The sequence below is a fragment of the Streptomyces sp. NPDC101776 genome, assembly GCF_044766845.1.
GTDB lineage: Bacteria > Actinomycetota > Actinomycetes > Streptomycetales > Streptomycetaceae > Streptomyces.
The window spans coordinates 551,165-572,803 of record NZ_JBIWMV010000002.1; the positions used below are offsets into that span (position 1 = coordinate 551,165).

Below are 21,639 nucleotides of genomic sequence, written 5' to 3' on the forward strand. Positions count from 1 at the left end.
GGCGCGACCAGCCCCCACGCACCCGCAGCCAACTCACAACGCCCCCCAACCCCTCACCGCCTCCCCGGCCACCGATCGAAACTGTCTGACCGTCCGATCCCACCGATAACGCCCCGCAAGATCACGCGCAGCCTTGCCCATCACCTCACGGCGATACGCGGACAGCGAAAGCGCACACCACGCCGCCGCGAAGGACGACTCACCACAGGCCAGCACCCCCGTCTCGCCGTCGACAACAGAGTCACGCAACCCGGGTACGTCGAACGCAACCGCAGGAGTCTCCCGAGCAGCGGCCTCCGTCACCACGAGCCCCCACCCCTCCAACGCGGACGGATGCAGCAACAGCCAGGCAGCACAGAGAAGTTCATGCTTACGCGCTTCAGAAACATGCCCGGTGAACGAGACCCCGGGACCGGCAAGCCGCTCCAACCGCTCCCGCTCAGGCCCATCACCCACGACCATCAACCGCCCGCCAACCACGGGACGTACCCGCTCCCACAACCGCAGCAACAGCTCGACCCGCTTGTACTCGACAAGCCGCCCCACCACGACGAACAACGGCTCCACCGAACGCGCGACGAGAGGCCCCGGCTCCTCAACCCCGTTGTGGACGACCCGAATCCGCGACCGCTCCACCCCGATCCCCCGCAACGCCCGCGCGGTGGACGGAGAGACCGCGACCAACAGGCCACGACGCTGCGCCCCGGTCAACGCCCACTGCTCCAGCCGTCTGCCGATCCGCGCGGCCGGCGCCATCGGCCCGCCGAACCGCATCTTCCACAGATCCGTGTGGACATGGTTGACCAGACACAGGGTCGGCCCGCGATGCCACACGGGTGCGAAGTACGGCATCCCGTTGCACACCTCGACCAACAGATCGCAGTCGCCGACCTGTTGGGCGAACGCGGTGCGGGCCCGCAGAAAGTGACCGTAGGCACCGCCGGCGGAGATCACGCGGTAGTCGCGGTACGAGGCCGGGCCCCCGCACAACAGGGTCACCTGGTGACCGAGCCGGGTCAGGCCGTCGGCGAGTCTGTCCACGAGGAGTTCGGAGCCGCCGGCCTGGGGATTGTCGAGGTCCCGGTGGGCGAGGAAGACGATCCGGCGAGGTTGCGGCACCGGCGCCGGGGGGTGCTGCGCGACCTGGGGAAACGCGGCGCGCAGCGGATGGGGCACGTGCTGGGGCATGGGTGCTCCAACTCGTCTCAGGGTGCGGAACTCTGGCGGAACTCTGCTGGGTTCTACGAGGTTCTGCGGGGTGGGGGGCGGGAACGGGCGGGACACGGTGCGGAGTTCTGTGGGCGGGCTGTGCCCGGGGTGGGTTGGACAGTTTTCGCCCCGCCGTTCCCGACGGCTACTCACCCACATGACAATTTCCGGGGTTGTTAGAACTGACGTCACGTCACATCGTGGGCGGATACTCGGACGAGATGGTGGATTCCGGGCGCCGACGGCCGCGTAGCACCAGAGCGCCACCCACCACGGCGAGGACGAATCCGGCCACAGCGGCACCGATCGGCAACGACCACCCCACCAGGCGCAGTTGACCGCTCTCCCGCTTCGCCAGTTTCACCTGTTCCCGCTGCGTGGCGGTGGTGAAGGCGAGCTTGTCGGCGTCCAGGAGGAGGACCGCGTCGTAGGCGTGGTCGGGGGCGCGGAGGGTGCGCCGGGGGCCGGTCCGGGCGTAGATCACCCGGCCGGTGCGCTGGTCGACGATCAGCTCGATGCCGTGGTTGGAGTACCACTCCTCGGCCAGTATCTGCGGGGACTTCGGCTGGTCGACGAGGCTGCCGGGGACCAGGCGGGTGCCGATCTTCGTGGGCGGGACGGTGCCCTTGAAGACGTAACCCGAGTAGCCCTGCACCTTCTTGGTCCCGGAGTAGCGCAAAGTAACCGTCGCGCCAAGGGAGTTGTCCCACCACTGGTAGGGCTGTTTCCGCACGTCGAACGGGAACTTCAGGAAGGCGTCGCCCTCGAAGTACGGGTTCTCGTGGCAGCAGTGCACCGGCTTGTTGGTTCTACGGTCCGTGACCCAGCGGTTGGGGAAGAACTCCAGCGCGTCGTGCGGATCGGCGGCCGGCAGGGACTTGTCGGTGTCGACGGTCGTGGTGACGTCCCAGACCGCCGCCCCGCTCCTCTCGCTGTCCGCGACCTCGCCGCGCACCTGCTGGGTCACGGTGATCCGCTGGTCGTCGACCGTCCGCAACTCGCCGGTGTCGAAGTAGCTTCCGGTGCCCCGGTAGACGGCGGTCGTGTCGATGTCGATCGGGGTGACGGCGGCCCGCGGCTCGACGTACCACGCCAGCAGCGGCGCCAGGACCAGCAGAAACGTGCCAATTCCCAGCAGGATCAAGGAAAATGGAGAGGCTGTACGGCGCATCCGGACACTCCAGTGAGGGTTGGTTTCGGAGTTCGGGCCGCTCTTGGGCCGGGAACCGTAGGCGCCCCTTGACGGAGTGTCAATGTCTGCCGACACTGGGCCGACGGGCAGGGGCTGGCGCACGGACCTCAGGACGGAAGTCGCGTCCTGGACCTCAGGACAGAGAGGCCGACCCCGCCATGTCCAGACTGCTCGCCGCCGCGCTCACCATCGCCCTGGCCGCCGCCCTCGCCGTCGGCGCCGCGCTCGGCATCGTCGCGCTGCTCGACGCCGGACCCGAACAGCCGAACACGCCGCTGGTCACGTACGAGCAAGCGGGCCAAGGGAGTTGACCCCGTGGCCGCCCATCCGGCGATGGCCCGCCCGGCGACCGTGACGGCCCGCTCGGCGTGGCACGACGTACCGCGCCTCCAGGTGCGGGAGTTCGCGGCGATCGCCATGGCCGAGGCGCCCGCGCTCGCCGAGGAGATCCTGCGCGAGATCCGTCGCGAGCACCCCCAACTGCCGCTGGTCGAGGACGAGTCGGGCGAACCCATGGCCCTGGTCGGCATTCGCCGCGCCATCGAGGTGTTCGTCCAGCACCTGGAGACCGCCGAGGGCCGTCCGACCGTACCGCCGGGCGTCTTCCAGGAGTTCGGGCGCGGTGAGGGCCTGCACGGCCGCAGCCTCGACGCACTCCAGGCGATCTACCGGATGGGCGTACGGCTCGCCTGGCGCCGGCTGGCCGAGATCGGTCAGCGCGTGGAGATCCCGCCACCCGCGATGTACGAGCTCGTCGACGCGGGCTACGAGTATCTGGACGGGCTGGTCGACCAGTCCGTGCGCGGGTACGCGGAGGCCGCCGCCCGGCAGGCGGGGGAGCGGCTGCGTCTCCAGCGGCGGCTCATGGAACTCCTCCTCGCCGAGCACCATCGCGGCGACCCCGCCGAGGCCCTCGCGGAACGTGCCGCCCGGATCGGCTGGCCGCTGCCCGACAAGGTCTCCGTGGGTGTCCTGCTGCGCCCGGCCCGCGAGGCGGTCGCCCCCGCCGTGGGGCAGGAGGTGCTGCTCGACATGGAGTACGAGCAGCCCCGCATGGTCGTCCCCGAACCGGATGCCGCCGGGCGGCCCGAGCTGCTGCACCGGGCGCTGACCGGCTGGGCCGGGGCGATCGGGCCGCCGGTGCCGTTGGCCGACGCGGTGAAGTCGGCGCGCTGGGCCGAGGCCGCCGTAGGGCTGATGGAGCGGGGGCTGTTGCCGGGCGGGGGTGTTCTGTACTGCACCGAGCACACCGAGGCGCTGGTCCTGCTCCAGCCGGAGGAGCTGATCGACGATCTCGCGCTGCGGTGTCTGGCGCCGCTGGAGCACTGCGGGCCGACGCACGGGCGGCGGCTCTCGGAGACCCTGCTGGCGTGGCTGGAGACGCGCGGCGGGGCGCCGGAGGTGGCCGCGCGGCTCGGGGTGCATCCGCAGACCGTGCGGTACCGCCTGCGGCAGATCCGGGAACTGTGGGGGGACGAGATCGACCATCCGGACCGCCGGTTCGAGCTCGAACTCGTGCTGCGCGCGCGGCGGTTGCGTGGTGAACTGGGCGATCCCAGGGCCGGTCGGTAGTCGCGTGGTCACGCGACCATTGCCCGTGCAACCCTCTATGGCTAGCCTGTGTTCGTTATCCCGATCGTCAGTTGAAATTTCGAACACGCCAGTCGATACCACTCTAAGAAGGGGGCCGGTGTGGGACGCCTCGTACCTGCCGTGACCCGGGCTCTCGACATTCTTGAGCTCTTCCTCGACGGGGACGGGACCCTCTCCGCCCCCGACATCGTGCGCAAGCTGCAACTGCCGCGCACGACCGTGCACGAACTGGTCACCACGCTCTCCGCCCGGTCGTACATCGTGCCCGTGCCCGGTCAACCCGGACGCTACCGGCTCGGAGTCCGTCCGTACCAGCTCGGGAGCAGGTACGCCGAGCAGCTCGACCTCGCCGCCGAGGGGCAGCAGGTCGCCCGGTCCGTCGCCGAGACCTGCGACGAGACCGTGCACGTGGCCATCCTCGAAGGCACCGACGTGATCTACATCGCCAAGGTCGACTCCACGCACGCGGTGCGCATGGTGTCGGCGGCGGGCCGTCGGCTGCCCGCGCACTGCACCTCCGTGGGCAAGATGCTGCTGGCCTCGCTTCCCGAGCCGGAGCTGTCCGCGCGTATCCCGGCCGGGGCGTCGCTGGTCGCGATGACACCGAACAGCATCGTCGAGCCGGGCGCGCTGCGGGAGGCGCTCGCCGAGATCCGGGAGCGGGGGGTCGCGGTCGAGAGCCGGGAGTCGAATCCGGACGTGTCGTGTGTGGCCGCGCCGGTCCGTGACCGGGCCGGACAGGTCGTCGCCGCGCTGTCCATCTCCGTCCCCATGATCCGCTGGAGCGACGGGCGCCGGGACGAACTGGAGCAGCTCGCCGTGAAGGGTGCCGCCGAACTGTCGGAGCGGCTCGGACATCGGAGTGTGGGATGACGTACGAGGTGGCGGTACGGGCGGAGGCGACGCTCGGGGAGGGGCCGACGTGGGACGCGGCGGCCGGGCGGCTGATCTGGATCGACATCCTCGGGTCCCGGGTGCATACGTACGATCCCGTGTCCGGCGTTCGTACGGTGCGGGTGACCGATCAGCATGTGGGCGCGGCGAAGCCTCGGGTGGGTGGGGGGCTGGTTCTCAATCTCCGGGACGGGGTCGGTCTTGTCGATCCCGATGGGGAGTTCCGGTGGTTGCACCGGGAGCCTGTTGCCGGGCGGCGGGCCAATGACGCGGCCGTCGCGCCCGACGGGGCGTTGTGGGTGGGGACCATGCGGTACGACGAGGCGGCGTGCGGGGGGACGTTGTCGCGGGTCGCCGGGGACGGGTCTGTGCGGCTGATCCTTGACGACGTGGCGGTGAGCAACGGGACGGGGTGGAGTCCGGACGGCTCGCTCATGTACTACATCGACTCTCCTACGCGGCGGATCGATGTGTTCGAGTACGCGGACGGGCGGGTGTCCAAGCGGAGGCGCTTCGCTGAGGTCGAGGCGGGGGCGGGGTTTCCTGATGGGCTGACCGTCGATGCCGATGGGTGTGTGTGGGTGGCGTTGTGGGGTGGGAGTGCCGTGCGGAGGTATACGCCGGACGGTGAGTTGGAGCGGGTGGTGTCCTTGCCGACTTCGCTTGTCACCGCGTGCGCGTTCGGGGGCGCGGATTTGAGTGACCTGTACGTGACTACTGCTCGGGTGGGGCTTTCGTCGCCGCATCCTGTTGCCGGGTCGCTGTTGGTGGTGCCGGGGGCGGGGAAGGGGTTGGCGCAGGCCGCATTTGGGGGGTGAGGGTTGAGTTTCGGGTGCGGGTGCGTTGTGGCTGGGCGCGCAGTTCCCCGCGCCCCTAAAAGCGATCCGGCTCGCGTAGGGATCAAGTCGGCAGCCCCGCGCCCTAAAACACCGGTCCCGCAAATTGATACCGCCCCGCGCGCCTAAGGGAGTTCAGCCCCCTGCGCTGCCCAAGGCCTCCAGTGTTTCTCTCTCCGCCGGTGTCAGTGGTGGGCCCGAAAGCGGCGGCAGGAGTGGGCCGTTGAGGGCTGAGAGCAGGGGGCCGGGGTGCATCAGGGTCGATGCGTCTGCCTCCATGCTGGTTACCCTCGCCAACGCCGCCGCCGCGGGGTAGGAACCGGTCGCTGCCTTCAACAGGCGGCGGGAGTAACCGGTGATCAGGCGGTCGGCCGTCGTGGGGGCGGGGCCCTTTGTCGCGGGGTACCAGATGTCCTGGCCCACCGCCATCGCCCAGGCGCCCTCCACCGGGGTGGCGACTCCGTGCTGGACCTTGGTGGCGAGGGCAGGGGCGGTGAAGCCCTCTTCGTCCAGTTCGCGGGAGAGGATCCGGGCGCCGAGAGCCGCCACCGACATGCCTTGTCCGTAGGCCGGGTTGAAGGTGGCGAGGGCGTCGCCGAGGACGACCAGGCCCTCGGGCCAGTCCCGGATCTTTTCCAGGTAGCGGCGGGAGTTGTGCGTGCTGTGGCTGGTGTGTACGTCGGTGAGGGGTTCGGCGCCGGAGACCAGGCGGGCGAGGATGGGGTCCGGGAGGTCGCGCATGTACTGGGCGAAGCCGTCCGGGTCGGCGGGCGGTTCGGCGCCTCGGGTGCCGGCGAGGCTGACCATCCAGCGGTCGCCCTCGATGGGCAGGACCATCCCCGCGCGGCCCGGCCGGGACACGTACGGGTTCGCCTGGAGGATCGTGAGGGGGAAGTGCTCGGCGCCCTCGGGACGGCGGTAGACACGGGTCGCGTTGACCAGGCCGGAGTCGACCGTTCGTTCCTCGACGCCGGTCACGCCCAGCGCTTCCAGCCAGTGCGTGATCCGGGAGCCTCGGCCGCTCGCGTCGACCACGAAGTCGGCGTCGAGGTCCGCTTCTCCAGTCTCCGTCGAGATGCGGACGCCGGTGATCTGCCGGGCGTCGCCGAGGAGTTGGAGAGCCTGGGCCCTGCGGATCTCCGTCTTCGTGCCGGCCAGGACCGCCTCGCGCACCACCCAGTCCAGCAGGGCGCGGCTGCACGTGAGCATGCGCGGGCCGGGGTGCCGCCAGCGGCGCAGCCAGCCCTCCGGGGTCAGCGCGACCATGCCCGAGTTGAGGGATATCTCGTGGGCGCCCGCGTCCAGCAGTCGGCCGCGCACGCTCACGCCGGGGACGAGGTCCTCCATCGCGGCCAGGCCGCCGGACATCAGCAGATGCGCGTGGCGTCCCTGCGGGAGACCCTTGCGGTGCTCCGGCCCGGCGGGCAGCTCGTCCCGGTCCAGCACGATCACCTCGTCCGCGTGCGCGGACAACGCGGCCGCGGCCAGTACGCCGGCCAGTCCGGCACCGACGACGACAGCTCTGCGCGACATGGGGCTCCTCAAGTCGGCCGGGAAGCAAGGGTGTTGGGCCGGGCAGCGGTCAACAGGGGTTGGCTCAACGGGGGGTGGCCTTCACCGTACCGCGCGGTTCGGCCGCGGCGAGCCGGGACCGGGTCAGCGCCCGCGCCAACTCGACCAGACCGCAGGTGTCGGAGACCTCCGTGGCGTAGAGCCGGTAGGTGCTCGGGGTGTCGAAGGGTTCCTCGCGGGCGGCGGCGCGGCGGGCGGCGTCGGCCACCATCGCGGCCTCGGCGACCACCCGGGCCTCGTGCGCGGAGCGGCCCTCGTGCAGGGCGGTGTCCCGGGTGCGTTCGCGCAGCCGGTCGTCGAAGTACGGGGCGAGCGCCAACAGGCCGTCGTGGATGGACACTTCCCGCCAGTGCAGCCGCATCCGGGGGAGCTGCCAGAGCGCGCTGGGCGGCTTCGGGGCGATGGACGCGAAGCGGACCTCCGACCACAGCGGGCCCAGTCTGCGCAGGTCGTCGAGGTAGCGCCAGTGCGTGTGGGCCGTGGGCAGCAGCCGGGGCAGGGCGAAGCCGGCGGAGCAGGTCAGGGCGGCCAGCGAGGCCATCGGCGGGGCGACCCCGGTGGACAGGAAGTCGAGGTTGTGACCGGTCCAACGGGCCACCACCGCCGTGTACTTGGTGAGCTGGAAGCCGACCACGTCCAACAGGGTGCCGATCAGGATCAGTTGCAGCCCGGTCCGCAGCAGGCCGGTGACCTCCCGGGCCCAGGAGACGCACACGGCGCACATCGCGAGGGTGGCCGCGCTGTGCCCGAGCAGATAGAGCACGATCATCTCGCGCATGTAGGGCGTGTTGGCGTAGTACGTGTCGAGGTCGGTGAGCCGCTCGGTGGTCGGGTCTGCCAGCGCGAACAGTACGACGATGGTGACGATCAGCGCGGCGTAGGCGGCGATGCCGCGCAGCACCATGCGGCGGATGCAGGCGGGGGAGCCGCCCCGCCACTGGAACAGCAGGATCAGCAGGGAGCAGCTGTACGCGGAGATCATCCCGTAGGTGAGCGGGGCGCCGAAGTTCGGGATGCCGGTCAGGCCGTTGACCGCGCTCAGGGTCGGCGGCGCGGCGCAGACCAGGCCCAGGGCGCCGAGGACGATCGCCGCGCAGGTGGACACGGTCAGCGGGTCGCGCGGGACGCTCAGCGGCCGGCGCAGCAGGACGGTGCAGGACAGTCCGAAGACGGCGGCGGCGAGATACACCATGAGGCTCATGCCCGTGAACTCCCTTCCGTCGTCCCGGTGCGGACCCGGGCGGCGGTGACGAGCGGGGACCGGGTCAGCGCGTCCGCGATGTACGGGAGGAGGGCGGTGCCGGGGGCCCGGTCGGGGAGCCGGCCCGGTCCGTCGGCGGGCGTGAGGCGCGGATCCCTCGCGTGTTCCGCTTCCTCGGTGTCACGGCTCCGCTCCTCGACCACGGCCGCGGCGACGACCGCCGCCCACGCGGTTGCCTCGGCCCGCTCCGGGTCGCCCGTCGTGCGCGCCGTGGCCTCCGAGGTCCGCTCGTACAGGGCCCGGTCGAAGAACGCGTCGAGGTGGCCGAGCGCGTTGTGGATGCTGGTCTGCCGCCACACCAGCCGGGTCGCGGGCGAGGACCAGCGCGGCCGGGGCAGCCGTAGCGCACGGCGGGTGAGGAGTTCGTCCAGCTCGTGCTCCAGCGGTTCGAGCCGGGCGTAGGTCCGTCTCGCCTGCCACCACTGGGTCAGCCGGGGGCCGCCGAGCGGGATCAGCACCCCGACGACGATCAGCACCGCGCCCAGTCCGGCGGCGGCCGGCGAGACCGTCGTACCGAGCTTCGTCCAGTCCTGTCCGCACCAACTGGCGATCACCGCCGCGAACTTGGTCACGCTGTACCCGGCGCCGCACAGCGAACCGACGCCCAGCGTGATCAGCCCCGCGCGCAGCCAGCCGCGCACCTGCCGGGCCCAGCGCAGCGCCGACACCGTGGTGACACTGACGGCGGCGAGGTGCCCGGACAGGTACAGCACGATCATCTCGGAGATGAACGGCGTCCTCGCGTAGTAGGTGTCCAGGTCCGTGCGGCGCTCCACCGGGGTGTGCCCGAGCGCGAACATCACGGCGATGCCGATGAGGATGATCGTGTACGCCACGATCCAGCGGCGGGCGGTGCGGTGGACGTGCGGTCCGCCCCGCCAGTAGACGATCAGGACCTGGGAGGAGGCGCTGTACGCGGTGATCGACGCGTACGTCAGCGGGGCGGCCAGGTTCGTGACGCCGCTGAAGTGGTTGATCGCGCCGACGGTGGGCGGCGCCCCGAGGAAGAAGCAGGCCCCGGCCAGGCCGAGGAGCACACAGATGACCCGGAGATAGGGGTCGCGCCAGTGGCGTAGGAGATCCGGGGCCTTCACGAGCACGCCCAGCCACAACAGGCCGCAGCTCAGGTAGTTGATCAGGCCGCTCATTGTCTGTTCCCGCGATAGTTGAGGGCGGCTCCGATACGCCCGGCGAGCCCGTCCTGCGTCCCGTCGTCGGCTACGGCGGGGTCGTGCGCGGAGTCCACGGCCGCCGCGGCCTCCAGCCACGGCCGCAGCCGTCCGCTCATCAACATGCCGAACCTGTCCGCCTCTTGTTCGTCTGCGAGGCTGAAGTCGGTGCGGGCGGCGACGGGTCGGGGGCTGCCGTCGGCGGCCGGGCCGGGTGTGGGGGAGGGGTCGGCGGTGCGCTGGTGCATGTGCCACACCTCGTGGCAGAAGATGACGATCTGGTGCCAGGCGGCGGCCCGTTTGTCGATGACGATGACGTCGTAGGTGTCGCCCTCCAGCCACAGCCCGCTGGCGGTGTGCGGCGGGAACACCTCGCGGCGGACCACGACCTCACGCCCCCGCCAGCGCGTGACGGAGTCGACCAGCGCGTCGAACAGGGCCTCGGGATCGGCGGGGACCGGGACGCGCATGGGGTCGATGAGGGTACCGGCGAACCGGCGCATCTCCTTCTTCGTGCGCACCGCTGCAATATGCCAGGACATTCGCCGACTCAGCCACCCGCCGGGTTGGCGCGGGCGGTACCGGCCCGCTCCGCCGCACCGGCCCCCGTCCCTCCGCCCCGCACCATCGCGCGTATCGCGGCGATCGTGTCGTGGTGGCGCAGGGCCCGGGAGACGGGGCCGATCTCCTGGAGGAGGTCGGCGGTGTCGGGGTGGCCGGTCCTGGTGTCGTGCCGCGGGGGGAGGCCCGCGGAGTCGACGGCGTCCAGGATCGCCACCGCCGCCGCGAGGGCCTTCGCGCGGGACGGTGTGCAGCCGAGCCGGAGGGCGGCGAGTTGAGCGCGGGTGCGGAGGTCCTCGTCGAGGTGGCGGGCGAGGGGGAGGAGGACGTCGCGGATGTACGTCTCCCGTCGGGTCAGGCGCAGTTCGGGTGCGGCGCACAGCACGAAGGGGACGCCGTCGCCGTCGACGGTGCGCATCAGGACGTAGAGCGGCCGCAGGCGGTGGTGGGCGAGGCGGACGCGCAGCCGGTCGTGCAGGTACTGGCCGGTGTGCGGCAGGATGAAACCGACGGCGGTCAGGACGGCGGCGAGGCAGGCCGCGCACGGGGCGAGGTCCGTGCTGAGCGCGTCGAGGTCGTGGCCGGTCCAACGGGCCGTCACCGCCGTGAGTTTGGCGAGATCGTAGACGAGGTCCGCTGCGTAACCGGCGCCCAGGAACATCAGTCCCCAGCGCAGCCAGCCGTGCAGTCCGTCCGCGCGCACCCAGTTCCAGATGAGCCGCACGGTGATCAGCACGGCCGCGGTGTGCGCGAGCAGATAGAGCAGGATCTCCTCGCGCATGAATGGCGTGTTCGCGTAGTACGTGTCCAGGTCCCGCACCCGCTCCACGGGCACGTCGGCGAGGGCGAACAGCACCCACAGCGCCACGATCACGCCCGAGTGGACGGAGATGACCCAGCGTCTGGCGCGCCGGGTCGCGTTCGAACGGTCGGACAGTCCGTTGCGCCAGGCCACCAGGAGCAGTAACCCGGCCCCGCTGAACGCCATGAGCAGCGAATACACCCACGGCGCCGAGAAGTTGGGCACTCCGGTGACCCGGTTGGTCCAGCCGATGACCGAGGGCGTCACGAACACGAACAGCACGCAGGCGAGCAGCAACAGCCCCCCGACCGCCCGCAGCAGCGGGTCCCGCCACAGCCGGATGATCGCCGGCAGCTTCAGCGCGAGGGCGGCGGCGAGGACCGTGGTGGGGATCCACACGAACGACGTGTACATCTCGCCGAGGAAGGTCGTCACCACGTCGTACGCTCCCCCTTCCCGCCGTCCGCTGCACAGCCGGTCCGAGGTTACGCGCCCACAACTGCCGACGTCATGTCGTTCGATGGCCGTTGTGGGACCGGGAACGACCGCTGTGTCCGGAAATCGCCCCCGAGAATGAAACGTGCACAGTGGCCAACCCATTGACGCGAGCGCGGTGACTTTTTAGGGTCTTGTTCGAGGATGCGAGCGATATACGGTATTTCGAACAACACGGCCGCCTGAGGTTTTTGTTTTAGGGGCGCGGGGAACTGCGCGACCAGCCACAGCGCACCCGCACTCGCCAACGAAACACAAGCCACTCCCCCCGAAAGGCGCACATGAGCACCGCCCGCTTCACTCTCGACCCGGCCTTCACGATCGGCGAAGTCAACCCCCGCCTCTTCGGCTCGTTCGTGGAACACCTCGGCCGCTGCGTCTACACCGGCATTTTCGAACCCGACCACCCCACCGCGGACGCCGAAGGCCTCCGCACGGACGTCCTCGACCTCGTCCGCGAACTCGGCGTCACAGCCATCCGCTACCCCGGCGGCAACTTCGTCTCCGGCTACAAGTGGGAGGACTCGGTGGGCCCCGCCGAGGACCGCCCCCGCCGCCTCGACCTCGCCTGGCGCTCGACGGAGACGAACCGCTTCGGCCTCTCCGAGTACATCGCGTTCCTCAAGAAGGTCGGCCCCCAGGCGGAGCCGATGATGGCGATCAACCTCGGCACCCGGGGCGTAGCCGAGGCCCTCGAACTCCAGGAGTACGCCAACCACCCCGCCGGCACCGCCCTCGCGGAGCAGCGGATCGCGCACGGCGACAAGGACCCCTTCGGCATCAGGGTCTGGTGTCTCGGCAACGAGATGGACGGCCCCTGGCAGACCGGCCACAAGACCGCCGAGGAGTACGGCAGGATCGCCGCCGAGACGGCCCGCGCGATGCGCCAGATCGACGCCGACGTCGAACTCGTCGCCTGCGGCTCCTCCGCGCAGGCCATGCCGACCTTCGCCGAGTGGGAGGCGACGGTCCTCCAGGAGACCTACGACCTGGTCGACTACATCTCGCTGCACGCCTACTACCAGCCGCTCGACGGCGACCTCGACTCCTTCATCGCCTCCGCCGTCGACATGGAGTCCTTCATCGACAACGTGGTCGCGACCGCCGACCACGTGGGCGCCCGCCTCAAGTCGAAGAAGAGGATCAACCTCTCCTTCGACGAGTGGAACGTCTGGTACACGGCGGACTGGGAGGAGCACACGAAGAACGCGGACCCGGCCGACTGGCCGGAGGCCCCGCGCCTGCTGGAGGACAGCTACAGCGTCATGGACGCGGTCGTCTTCGGCTCGCTCATGATCGCCCTGCTCCGGCACGCGGACCGCGTCACCGTCGCCTGCCTTGCCCAGCTCGTCAACGTCATCGCCCCGATCATGACCGAACCGGGCGGCCCGGCCTGGCGGCAGACGACCTTCTTCCCCTTCGCCCAGGCTTCCCAGTACGGCCGCGGCCAGGTCCTGGACGTCCGCGTGGACTCCCCGAAGCACGAGACGAAGCAGTACGGCGAGACCGACCTGCTGCACGCCACCGCCGTGCGCGGCGAGGACGGCTCGGTCACGGTGTTCGCCGTCAACCGCAGCCGCACCGAGTCCCTCCCGCTCCAAGTCGCCCTGAACGGCCTGGACCTGACCTCGGTCGTCGAGCACAGCGCGCTCGCGGACGCCGACCCGGACGCCCGCAACACCCTGGCGGACCCGGAGCGGGTGGCCCCGCACCCGGTCGAGGGCACCGCCCTCCAGGACGGCACCCTGACCGCCGTACTGGAGCCGCTGTCCTGGAACGTGATCCGGCTGGCCTGAGGTGGTCAGCGGCCGGGGGAGGCCACCGGCGAGACCGGTACTCCTCCGGCCGCGCTCCCCAGCAGCGTCAGGCGTACGTCCTTCGGGCCCGCCGGTGTGGTGCCGTCGGACAGGACGGCCAGCGCGAGGGTGTTGGTGCCCCGGGTGCGGAGGATGCCGTTCGGCAGGGCGAAGGTGTGCTGGGGGCCCACGTCGTTGATGTACTGGCCCATGTTCCAGCCGTTCAGGAAGATCTGGACGCGGTAGGCGCGCGTCGCGTCGTCGTCGAGGACCAGGCCGATCGAGGCGTCGATACCGCTGTCCACGGCGAGCTTGAAGGTGGTCCGGTACCAGGCCACGCCCTGCCGCTTGTCGGCGCGGGGGAGGGTGACGGCCTCCCAGCCGGAGTCGGGGAAGTCCGGCAGATGCCAGCCCTCGCGTTCGCCGTACAGGCCGCCGTTGTTCTGCGGTCCGCGCACCGGGTCCGGTGCCGCCGCGCCCTGGATGCGCCAACTCACCTTCGGGGAGGCGCCCTTGAAGGTCGCCGCGGTCAGGCCGCGCGCCACCTTGTGGGTGTCGAGGGCCTTGCCGTCCTGGTCGTGCTGCATCCGCCGGACCAGGACGGACAGGACGTGCGCGCCGGACGCGCGCTGCTTCTCCGGGACGGTGAAGGTCGCCTTCGCGGTCCAACTGCCCTGCCGCACACTGCTGGTGGTCGGTACCGGCATCCGGTGCGTGCCCAGCGGCACCCCGTCGAGCCAGGCCATCAGCAGCCCCTGGGTGCCGGTGCTGTAGGCGAGGGTCACCGATTCCGCGCTGTCGGTGGTGCTCGTGGTGAAGCGGCCCCGGTACCAGACGTCGCCGTAGTGGAAGCCGTAGTCGTCCGCGAAGAGCACCGGCTGCCCGGTGGGTACGGCCGTGGTGCTGAACGTCGAAGTCCTGTTCGCCGCCGTCCACTTGGAGTCGTCGAAGGCGACCGCGGCCTCCTGGTTCTCCACCTTCCGGCGCCAGCCGTCGAGCGCGGGGAGCGGTACCGCGGGCACCCCCGGCAGCAGCGCGTCCGGGTTCGAGCGCAGGCTGCCCGCGGTGGTGACGGTCGCGGGCACGGCCCGCCCGTTCCAGGTCATGTCGGTGAGGCCGCGCGGGCCCCACACCTCGAGGCCGGTCTCGCCGATGGTGTCGCCGGTGAGCTGGGCGGTCGTCCCGCTGATCGTGGCCTCGCGCAGCAGCGCCGGGCCGTAGACCAGCGCGGTGCCCGCTCCGGTCTCGTACGGCCACAGGCGTACGGACGTGGCCTCGTCGGCGAACATCAGCAGGAGGGGGTTGTCGACGCCCCCGGCCTGGACGAGGACCCGGGTCAGGCCGCCGATGCCGAGCGGGACGGTGACGTGCAGGAGACCGCGGTCCCACACCCAGGCGGCCTGGTCGTCGAGCCGGGTCACCACCGGTTCCTCCGGGCAGTCCAGCACCACGTGGGCCATCTCTCCGCGCGCCCCGGCGAACACGGCGAGGTCCTGGCGGCCGGTGGTCAGGGACATCATCGGGGAGACGGTCGAATACCTCAACTTGCGCCCGCCCAGGGCGAGTTGGGTGACGAGGAGGCGGGCGTCCTGGGCCGGGACGGTGACCTCGATGTCGTCGGTGGCGGTCGGCAGCGTCGACGTGACCTGCTCCGTACCGTCGTTGCGCAGGACATAGACATGGGCGCCCGTGTCGGCGTTGCTGAGGTGGTAGACCTTCAGGCCGTCCGCCTTGACGTCCGCCGCCCGGTCCAGCTTGGCGAAGTCGGGCACGGTCCGCAGCAGGTGGCCGAGCTGGTGCATCGGCACGAGCTTCGCCGTCGCGCTGCGGCCCTCGTCGAAGGCGGCGCCGTAGTCGTACGACGTGTAGACGACCGGCGCCGGGAGCCAGCCCCACGAGGTGCCGCCGAAGGTCATGTAGACGTTGTGCAGGGTGAGTCCGTTGGCGAGGTTGGTGAGATAGAAGCGCCGCTCGTACGCCGCGTCACGTGTCCGGCGCGACTCCGCGTACCCCTTGCCCTCGAACCACGACCCGCCCCACGGATCGAACCAGCCGCCGCCGAACTCCGGCACGAAACCAGGGGTCTTGGGGCTCGCGGTCGCTCCGCCCTTCGCCCCGCCGATCCCGAAGTACCCCCAGTCCGGCGGCAGTTGGGACGGCGAGGGATACCCGTCGAAGCCGTACAGCCAACCGCCCGTGTCGGCGCCGATGTCGAAGGACCCCGGGGTCCAATAGCCGTTGCGGCCCTTGTCGTTGTGGAACAGGGGGACGTCGATGCCGTCGGCGCGCACCTTCGTGTACAGGTGGGACATGTAGGCGGCGCCGGTCGGCTGGGTGGTCTGGGCGTCGTACTCGTTCTCGATCTGGTAGAGCAGGACCGTGCCCGTGCCCTGGGTGAACAGGTGCTTGGAGACGATGGAGTTGACCTGCGTCAGCCACTCGTCGACGTGCGAGAGGTACGTCGGATCGGCCGTCCTGGCCGTGCCCTTGGTGGCGGTCAGCCAGCCGGGGAAGCCGCCCGCGTCGACCTCGGCGTTGATGTACGGGCCCGGGCGCAGGATGACGTACAGCCCGGTCTCGGCGGCCGTGCGCAGGAACAGGTCGAGGTCGCGGACGCCCGTGAAGTCGTAGTGGCCCTGGGCGGGGGAGTGGTAGTTCCACGCGACGTAGATGCTCACCGCGTTGTAGCCGAAGGCGCGCATCTTCTGCAGGACGTCGCGCCACAGGGACGGGCTCGGCAGCCGGAAGGGGTGCATCTCGCCCGACCACAGGACCAGGCGTCTGCCGTCGACGATCAGGGAGTGGCGGTCGTAGCCGATCGTGTGCGGCTGCCCGTCCGCGGTCGGCGGGGCGGGCGGCGGGCCGGTCGGTACGACGTGCGCGGCGTAGGCGTCCGGGGAACCGGCGCTGCCACCGCCCAGCGCGAGTCCGAGCGCGGCCGTGCCCGCGAGAGTGCTGAAGGTACGCCTGCTCAGCTCCACTGGAAGCTCCTTTCGGGTGCGGTCCGTCGGCGGCACGTGCGAAGCCATTTTCCGTGGTCGTCCCGGGAGGCCGTCGTGCGGGGTCATTCTCTATGGCGGAACGGCCCACAATGGACGCATGAGGATCTCGGCACGGGCGGATTACGCGGTACGGGCGGTACTGGAGCTCGCCGTACGGGGTGCCGACGCCCCTGCGGCGGACGGCCCCGTGAAGGCCGAGACCATCGCCACCGCGCAGGACATCCCGCACAAATTTCTGGAGGGAATTCTCGGCGACCTCCGGCGCGCCGGGATCGTCGACAGCCGGCGCGGCGGGGGTGGCGGCTACCGGCTGGCCCGTGCCGCGACCGAGATCACCGTCGCGGACGTCATCCGCGCGGTGGACGGCCCGATCGTCTCGGTCCGCGGCGAACGCCCCACCGGCCTCGCCTACACCGGCTCCGCCGAACCCCTCCTCCCCCTGTGGATCGCCCTGCGCGCCAACGTCCGTAAGATCCTGGAGGGCGTCACGCTCGCGGACATCGCGGCGGACGAACTGCCGGATCCGGTACGGCGGTTGGCGGCGGAACCGGCGGCCTGGGAGAACCCGTGACGACTCGACGTACCGGCGCGGCGGCGGTGGCCGTCTGCGCGGTGCTCGCCGGCTGTTCCTCCCCGGCACCGGCCAGTACCGCGACCCCGGGGGATCCGCTCACCCGGACCTTCGCGGAGGGCAGGCGGCCGGCCGTCGCGGATCTGGCGGGGACGTCGTTGGACGGGCACGCGATCCGGCTGTCCGGGTATCGCGGCAAAGTGGTGGTGATCAACGCCTGGGCGTCCTGGTGCGGCCCGTGCCGGGCGGAGGCGCCCGAGTTGCGGCTGGTGCAGGAGACCTGGGGCGGGCGCGGGCTTCAGGTGCTGGGGCTCGACAACGACGGGAACCGCTCCGCCGGGCTCGCCTTCCAGAAGGACCACCATCTCGCCTATCCGTCGCTGCACGATCCCGCGGCGAAGCAGGCGCTGCGGCTGCCGCGCGGCCTGGTGAACACGCAGGCGCTGCCTTACACGATCGTCATCGACCGGGCGGGGAAGGTGGCGGCGACGAGGATGGGCGCGGTGACGCGCAACCAGCTCGCGAAGATCGTCGAGCCGCTGCTGCCGACGTAGTACTGACGTAGTACGCCGGTGTTGGTCGTCCCGTGCGGGACATGGGCTGCCGCCCGGGCGTACTCGGTCCGCGCCGATCGCCGGGAGAGGGCGGTGGGGGCGCGGACCGAGTCCGAGTCCGCCGGGGGGCGGCAGCCGGTCAGTACGTCCGATTCATCTGCCTCCAGATCAACTCGTGCCGACGCCCACGGTCAGGGTGGCCGTGTAGCCGTCGGAGACGCTCGTGCCGAGCGCGGTCAGGGTGAGCAGGCCGGACGCGGCGCCGTTGTCGTCGTAGATCGAGTCGTCGGCGAGGACCGTCTCGGCGGTGGTGTTGTCCGAGTACGGCGAACTGGCCTGTACCTCCTCGTTGAGGTCCGAGTCGAAGAACAACTGGCCGGTGTGGACGACCGTGCCGCCGGTGTACGTGCCGTCGGCGAGCGTCACGTCCGTGTGCACCCGCATATGGACGTGGACGGCGCGGGAGACGTAGTGCCCCGGCCAGATGGAGATGAGCGTGGCCTGACCGTTGGAGTCGGTCATCCGGCCGCCGCGCAGGAACGTGCCGTCGTCGTCCTCGGTGTGGCCGTTCTTGCCGACGTACCCGGAGTACTCGCCGAGCGCGTCGCAGTGCCAGAGCTCGACGAGGGCGTCGGCGAGCGGCGCGCAGTCGTTGTCCTGGTCGACGACGGTGAAGGTGTACTGGACCTCGACGCCCTCCTTGGTCTCCCGGATGTCCTCGCGGATCAGCGCGCCGTCGAGCGAGTACGGGCCTTCGGTGACCTCGGCGGTGAGGGTGCAGACGCCGCTCGTGGCCGAGGCGGACGCGTCGGTGGTGACCGTGGTCGTCGAGGTCCCGGTGCTGGTACTCGGTGTGTCGGCCGAGGCGAGGCCGGCCGCCGCGAGGCCGCCCGCCAGGGCCACGGTGCCGCCACCGACCAGGATCCGGCGACGCTGGACGCCCTTGGCCCGGCGATGCCGGGCGGGCTGTTGATCGAGCTGGGGGCCGTTCTCCGTGTTTCCCGTCATGGCAGGGAAGTTACGGTCGAACCTGAAGGATTCCTTGATGTGCGGCTGTGAAGCACCTGGGGACGGATCGGTCAACAGGCCTTTATTTCAACAGAGTTCACACACTGTGGAGAGAGTGTGAAAGACGCGTCTGTGAATGGCTTGAGTTCACCCTGACCGTTTCCTGTGCGGCTTCCTACGATGCGAGCGCGCCGTCGGTCTTCACAGGAACTTCATTGGTTCTTCAAAGACTTGGGGCGCAGCCACCCCCCAACCCCAAGGAGAAACCATGCCTGGTGGGCTCCTCCTGAGTGGTGCGGTCGCCGCACTGCTCGCCACCGCGCTGCCGTCCGCGCAGCACTCGTCCTCACCCGTGTTCGACGACCCGCCCCCGGACAAGATCGTCATCAACGTCGCCACGGTGAACGGCTCCGGCTGCCCGCAGGGCACCACCGCGGTCGCCGTCTCCGAGGACAACACCGCCTTCACGGTGACCTACAGCGCCTATCTCGCCCAGGTCGGCGGCAACTCCGACCCCACGGCGTTCCGCAAGAACTGCCAGCTCAACCTGGTCGTGCATGTCCCGTCGGGCTTCACGTACGCCATCGCGAGCGCCGACTACCGGGGCTTCGCCTCGCTCCAGCGCGGCGCGAGCGGCGCGCAGAAGGCCTCGTACTACTTCCAGGGTTCGTCGGCGACCGTCTCCAAGAACCACCCCTTCAGTGGCCCCTACGACGACAACTGGCAGGCCACCGACAGCACGGACTGGGCCCAACTGGTCTGGGCGCCCTGTGGAGTTCAGCGCAACTTCAACATCAACACGGAGCTTCGGGTCGCCGCCGGCTCCTCGTCGTCCAGCGCCGTCAGCTTCATGACGATGGACTCGACGGACGGCGACATCAGCACGATCTACCACATGGCGTGGCAGCACTGCCCGGGCTCGTGACCTGAGGTGGGATGAAGTGAGATGAGGAAGGGGTGGCCCGTGTCGCACCGCGGGCCACCCCTTTCGTTCGTGGGGAGTGTCGGCTCAGCTCTGCCGGACGCCGAGCGTGAGGGTGCCCGTGTAGCCGGACGAGGTCGAACTCCCCAGCGCCGTCAGGGTCATGAGGCCGGACGCGGCGCCGCCGTCGTCGTAGACCGAGTCCTGCGCGAGGGTGGTGCGGGTGACCGTGTTGGTCGAGTACGGGGAGAGCTTGGCGACGGCCGTGGTGATGGTCTCGTCGATGAAGAGCTGGCCTGTGTGGAGTTCGCTGCCGCCGGTGAACGAGCCGTCCGAGGTGAGGGTGACGCCGGTGTGGACCTTCACATGGATATGGATGCAGCGGCCTCGGTACCAACCGGGGTAGATCGTCGTGATGTTGGCGAGTCCGCTCGCGTTGGTGAGGACACCGCCGCGCAGGAAGGTGCCGTCGTCCGGTTCGCTGTGGCCGTTGTTGCCGACGTAGCCGGAGTACTCGCCGAGCGCGTCGCTGTGCCAGATCTCGACGAGCGCGTTCGGGATGACGGCGCAGGTGCTGTTGTTCACGACCGTGAGGGCGAGTTTGAGCGGGATGCCGGCCTTGCCCTCGGTGACGTCGGTGCGGACCAGGGCGCCGTCGAGGTAGTAGGGGCCTTCGGTCATCTCGGTGGTGAGGGTGCAGACCGCCGCCGCGGCGGCGGGGGTCGCGTCCGCGGTGCTGGTGCTCGTGGGGGAGTGGGCGGCGGCGCCCACGGCCAGTACGGCGGCCGTGGTGCCGGTGGCGATCAGGACGGTACGGCGTCCGACCGATGTGGGGGTGGCTCCGGTCGGGTCTTTCGTGGAGTCTGTCATGGACACGGCACCTTAGAAACGCAAGCTGTTGCCCGCCTGTGCGAACGGCAAAGTGACGGTCCGTCAAGTTAATTGCGAGCCAGGCGAGTTGGGGGGAGCGTATCCGGGGCGAGGGGGGCGGTCCGGGCCGTGTGCGGCGGCGCGTCGGTGCCGCAGTTATTCGGACAACTCCTGTCGCCTCCGGAACCGTCCGCCCTCACCCGCCCGTCTGCCCCGACGGTATGTCCTGGGGGCGGACGTATCACGGGGAGCGTGGGGACATGCTGCGTATCGACTTCGGTACGGACGACCTCAGTCGGCTGCGGGTGGCGACGGGCAGCGACTTCATGTGGGAGGTGGTCCTCAGCCTCCACCTGCTCCAGAACCGGCACGCGGCCCTGGTCTTCGACCCCTGGCGCAGACAGGTGCGCGAGGACCTCGGGCGAGCGGGGCTGATCCGGACGACCCGGGCGCTGATCGAGGTGAACCCGTGCGCCTCCTACTTCCCGGACTTCCTCACCCCCGGCCGCGGCACCTCCGACCCGGACACCGGACTGGACGCGGTCCTCTCCACTCCCCGCAGCCGCCTACGGTACGAACTCGCCCGGCTCTACCCGGACCGGCCGATGCCCTCGGCCGCCCGACGGCTCGCGGAGGGCGGGAGCGAGACACTGCGTCGGCTGGGGACGGCGGTGCGCGCCTATCACGAGGTGGCCGTGGCGCCGTACCGGACGGTCATCGACCGGGCCGTCGGCACGGATCTGGCCAGACGTGCCGACTCGGCGCTGGCGGCGGGGGCGGAAGGGCTGCTGGGCAGCTACCAGCCGGACCTGCTGGCCTGGCGGGACGGCCGGGTCGAGTGCGGCTACCCCTTCGACCGGGGCCTGGAGCTGAACGGCCGCCCGCTGACCCTGATCCCGTCCTTCTTCTGCGTCCGGCAGCCCGTCGCGCTCACCGCCCGCGAACTCTCGCCCGTCCTGGTGTATCCGCTCGCACTCGCGCCGGGCTGCCTCACGGTGGCCGAGCCCGGCTGCGCACCCGGCCTGCACCGGCTGCTGGGCCCCACCCGGGCCCGCGTGCTGGAGTTGCTCGGCCGCCCGATGTCGACCAGTGGCATCGCCGCCGCCCTCCATCTCTCACCGGCCAACGCCAGCCGCCATGCCACGGTGCTGCGGGAGGCGGGCCTGGTCGGCTCGTTCCGGGACGGGCATCGGATGCTGCATCGGCGCACGGGGTTGGGGGAGGCGTTGCTGAACGGGAACTGGGGGGTGTGAGGAGGGGGGTGCGGCATGGGCGCCCGCCGCGGGCCGGGGTACGGCCGTGCGGCGGGCGCGGTGTCCTGCGGTGACGTGA

At 70.6% G+C, this 21,639-nt stretch carries 19 protein-coding genes; 9 read left to right on the top strand and 10 right to left on the bottom strand.

What is annotated here, in order from left to right:
* Window positions 1-33: 33 nt before the first annotated feature.
* Both ACIRRY_RS08240 and ACIRRY_RS08245 read right to left on the bottom strand, forming a co-directional pair.
* The gene (locus tag ACIRRY_RS08240; RefSeq protein WP_403969181.1) at window positions 34-1,188 is read right to left on the bottom strand and encodes a glycosyltransferase family 4 protein; all 1,155 of its coding nucleotides are present in this window, start codon (window positions 1,186-1,188) and stop codon (window positions 34-36) included.
* Window positions 1,189-1,402: 214 nt separating this feature from the next.
* Window positions 1,403-2,380, bottom strand: a complete 978-nt coding sequence (locus tag ACIRRY_RS08245; protein WP_403969182.1) for a DUF3068 domain-containing protein — start codon at window positions 2,378-2,380, stop codon at window positions 1,403-1,405.
* A 179-nt stretch (window positions 2,381-2,559) separates the two neighbouring features.
* Between ACIRRY_RS08245 and ACIRRY_RS08250 the strand changes: the two genes are divergently transcribed.
* The 4 genes from ACIRRY_RS08250 to ACIRRY_RS08265 all read left to right on the top strand — a co-directional run bounded on the left by ACIRRY_RS08250 (window position 2,560) and on the right by ACIRRY_RS08265 (window position 5,706).
* Window positions 2,560-2,712 (top strand): hypothetical protein, encoded by a 153-nt coding sequence (locus ACIRRY_RS08250; RefSeq protein WP_403969184.1) that lies wholly within the window; start codon window positions 2,560-2,562, stop codon window positions 2,710-2,712.
* Window positions 2,713-2,734: 22 nt separating this feature from the next.
* Window positions 2,735-3,973: a helix-turn-helix domain-containing protein gene (locus ACIRRY_RS08255; protein ID WP_403970853.1), complete on the top strand. Its 1,239-nt coding sequence runs from the start codon at window positions 2,735-2,737 to the stop codon at window positions 3,971-3,973.
* Window positions 3,974-4,093: 120 nt separating this feature from the next.
* Entirely contained in the window at window positions 4,094-4,867 is a 774-nt protein-coding gene (locus ACIRRY_RS08260; RefSeq protein ID WP_403969186.1) for an IclR family transcriptional regulator, read from the top strand.
* Window positions 4,864-5,706, top strand: coding sequence for an SMP-30/gluconolactonase/LRE family protein (locus tag ACIRRY_RS08265; RefSeq protein WP_403969188.1), 843 nt, complete (start codon window positions 4,864-4,866; stop codon window positions 5,704-5,706). Before ACIRRY_RS08260 ends, ACIRRY_RS08265 begins: the two co-directional genes overlap by 4 nt.
* A gap of 153 nt (window positions 5,707-5,859) precedes the next feature.
* On the opposite strand, the gene ACIRRY_RS08270 is transcribed toward ACIRRY_RS08265, so the two are convergent.
* From ACIRRY_RS08270 to ACIRRY_RS08290, 5 genes are all read right to left on the bottom strand, one after another.
* Window positions 5,860-7,257, bottom strand: a complete 1,398-nt coding sequence (locus ACIRRY_RS08270; RefSeq protein ID WP_403969190.1) for an NAD(P)/FAD-dependent oxidoreductase — start codon at window positions 7,255-7,257, stop codon at window positions 5,860-5,862.
* 64 nt (window positions 7,258-7,321) lie between these two features.
* Window positions 7,322-8,497: an MAB_1171c family putative transporter gene (locus ACIRRY_RS08275; protein ID WP_403969192.1), complete on the bottom strand. Its 1,176-nt coding sequence runs from the start codon at window positions 8,495-8,497 to the stop codon at window positions 7,322-7,324.
* On the bottom strand, window positions 8,494-9,705 hold the full coding sequence (locus ACIRRY_RS08280) for an MAB_1171c family putative transporter (protein WP_403969193.1): 1,212 nt from the start codon (window positions 9,703-9,705) through the stop codon (window positions 8,494-8,496). The genes ACIRRY_RS08275 and ACIRRY_RS08280 overlap by 4 nt, the downstream gene beginning before the upstream one ends.
* A complete protein-coding gene (locus ACIRRY_RS08285) occupies window positions 9,702-10,247 on the bottom strand; it encodes a toxin (protein ID WP_403969195.1) in 546 nt (181 codons plus the stop codon). Before ACIRRY_RS08285 ends, ACIRRY_RS08280 begins: the two co-directional genes overlap by 4 nt.
* 29 nt (window positions 10,248-10,276) lie before the next feature.
* Window positions 10,277-11,503: a DUF6545 domain-containing protein gene (locus ACIRRY_RS08290; RefSeq protein WP_403970855.1), complete on the bottom strand. Its 1,227-nt coding sequence runs from the start codon at window positions 11,501-11,503 to the stop codon at window positions 10,277-10,279.
* A gap of 362 nt (window positions 11,504-11,865) precedes the next feature.
* On the opposite strand from ACIRRY_RS08290, the gene ACIRRY_RS08295 reads away from it, so the two are divergent.
* Window positions 11,866-13,380, top strand: coding sequence for an alpha-N-arabinofuranosidase (locus ACIRRY_RS08295; protein WP_403969197.1), 1,515 nt, complete (start codon window positions 11,866-11,868; stop codon window positions 13,378-13,380).
* Window positions 13,381-13,385: 5 nt separating this feature from the next.
* On the opposite strand, the gene ACIRRY_RS08300 is transcribed toward ACIRRY_RS08295, so the two are convergent.
* Window positions 13,386-16,361 (bottom strand): beta-galactosidase, encoded by a 2,976-nt coding sequence (locus ACIRRY_RS08300; RefSeq protein WP_403969199.1) that lies wholly within the window; start codon window positions 16,359-16,361, stop codon window positions 13,386-13,388.
* Between the two features lie 118 nt (window positions 16,362-16,479).
* Here ACIRRY_RS08300 and ACIRRY_RS08305 point away from each other — a divergent pair, with 118 nt between their 5' ends.
* Together ACIRRY_RS08305 and ACIRRY_RS08310 are read left to right on the top strand one after the other, a co-directional pair.
* Entirely contained in the window at window positions 16,480-16,953 is a 474-nt protein-coding gene (locus ACIRRY_RS08305; protein WP_403969201.1) for an RrF2 family transcriptional regulator, read from the top strand.
* Window positions 16,950-17,507, top strand: coding sequence for a TlpA family protein disulfide reductase (locus tag ACIRRY_RS08310; protein WP_403969203.1), 558 nt, complete (start codon window positions 16,950-16,952; stop codon window positions 17,505-17,507). Before ACIRRY_RS08305 ends, ACIRRY_RS08310 begins: the two co-directional genes overlap by 4 nt.
* Before the next feature lie 168 nt (window positions 17,508-17,675).
* Here ACIRRY_RS08310 and ACIRRY_RS08315 read toward each other — a convergent pair whose 3' ends face one another.
* Window positions 17,676-18,515 carry an intradiol ring-cleavage dioxygenase gene (locus ACIRRY_RS08315; protein WP_403969205.1) on the bottom strand — a complete coding sequence of 280 codons (840 nt, stop codon included), beginning with the start codon at window positions 18,513-18,515 and terminating at the stop codon, window positions 17,676-17,678.
* A 268-nt stretch (window positions 18,516-18,783) separates the two neighbouring features.
* On the opposite strand from ACIRRY_RS08315, the gene ACIRRY_RS08320 reads away from it, so the two are divergent.
* Window positions 18,784-19,440: a DUF4360 domain-containing protein gene (locus tag ACIRRY_RS08320; RefSeq protein ID WP_403969207.1), complete on the top strand. Its 657-nt coding sequence runs from the start codon at window positions 18,784-18,786 to the stop codon at window positions 19,438-19,440.
* A gap of 84 nt (window positions 19,441-19,524) precedes the next feature.
* Here ACIRRY_RS08320 and ACIRRY_RS08325 read toward each other — a convergent pair whose 3' ends face one another.
* Window positions 19,525-20,307, bottom strand: coding sequence for an intradiol ring-cleavage dioxygenase (locus tag ACIRRY_RS08325; protein ID WP_403969209.1), 783 nt, complete (start codon window positions 20,305-20,307; stop codon window positions 19,525-19,527).
* Window positions 20,308-20,567: 260 nt separating this feature from the next.
* Here ACIRRY_RS08325 and ACIRRY_RS08330 point away from each other — a divergent pair, with 260 nt between their 5' ends.
* A complete protein-coding gene (locus tag ACIRRY_RS08330; RefSeq protein WP_403969210.1) occupies window positions 20,568-21,560 on the top strand; it encodes an ArsR/SmtB family transcription factor in 993 nt (330 codons plus the stop codon).
* The last annotated feature ends 79 nt before the right edge of the window (window positions 21,561-21,639 follow it).

Coding starts and splice junctions, on each gene's coding strand:
- ACIRRY_RS08325 (WP_403969209.1), bottom strand. CDS start 20,307: ATGACAGACTCCACGAAAGACCCGACCGGAGCCACCCCCACATCGGTC.
- ACIRRY_RS08255 (WP_403970853.1), top strand. CDS start 2,735: ATGGCCCGCCCGGCGACCGTGACGGCCCGCTCGGCGTGGCACGACGTA.
- ACIRRY_RS08250 (WP_403969184.1), top strand. CDS start 2,560: ATGTCCAGACTGCTCGCCGCCGCGCTCACCATCGCCCTGGCCGCCGCC.
- ACIRRY_RS08265 (WP_403969188.1), top strand. CDS start 4,864: ATGACGTACGAGGTGGCGGTACGGGCGGAGGCGACGCTCGGGGAGGGG.
- ACIRRY_RS08270 (WP_403969190.1), bottom strand. CDS start 7,257: ATGTCGCGCAGAGCTGTCGTCGTCGGTGCCGGACTGGCCGGCGTACTG.
- ACIRRY_RS08320 (WP_403969207.1), top strand. CDS start 18,784: ATGCCTGGTGGGCTCCTCCTGAGTGGTGCGGTCGCCGCACTGCTCGCC.
- ACIRRY_RS08330 (WP_403969210.1), top strand. CDS start 20,568: ATGCTGCGTATCGACTTCGGTACGGACGACCTCAGTCGGCTGCGGGTG.
- ACIRRY_RS08245 (WP_403969182.1), bottom strand. CDS start 2,380: ATGCGCCGTACAGCCTCTCCATTTTCCTTGATCCTGCTGGGAATTGGC.
- ACIRRY_RS08275 (WP_403969192.1), bottom strand. CDS start 8,497: ATGAGCCTCATGGTGTATCTCGCCGCCGCCGTCTTCGGACTGTCCTGC.
- ACIRRY_RS08305 (WP_403969201.1), top strand. CDS start 16,480: ATGAGGATCTCGGCACGGGCGGATTACGCGGTACGGGCGGTACTGGAG.
- ACIRRY_RS08295 (WP_403969197.1), top strand. CDS start 11,866: ATGAGCACCGCCCGCTTCACTCTCGACCCGGCCTTCACGATCGGCGAA.
- ACIRRY_RS08240 (WP_403969181.1), bottom strand. CDS start 1,188: ATGCCCCAGCACGTGCCCCATCCGCTGCGCGCCGCGTTTCCCCAGGTC.
- ACIRRY_RS08280 (WP_403969193.1), bottom strand. CDS start 9,705: ATGAGCGGCCTGATCAACTACCTGAGCTGCGGCCTGTTGTGGCTGGGC.
- ACIRRY_RS08290 (WP_403970855.1), bottom strand. CDS start 11,503: ATGTACACGTCGTTCGTGTGGATCCCCACCACGGTCCTCGCCGCCGCC.
- ACIRRY_RS08315 (WP_403969205.1), bottom strand. CDS start 18,515: ATGACGGGAAACACGGAGAACGGCCCCCAGCTCGATCAACAGCCCGCC.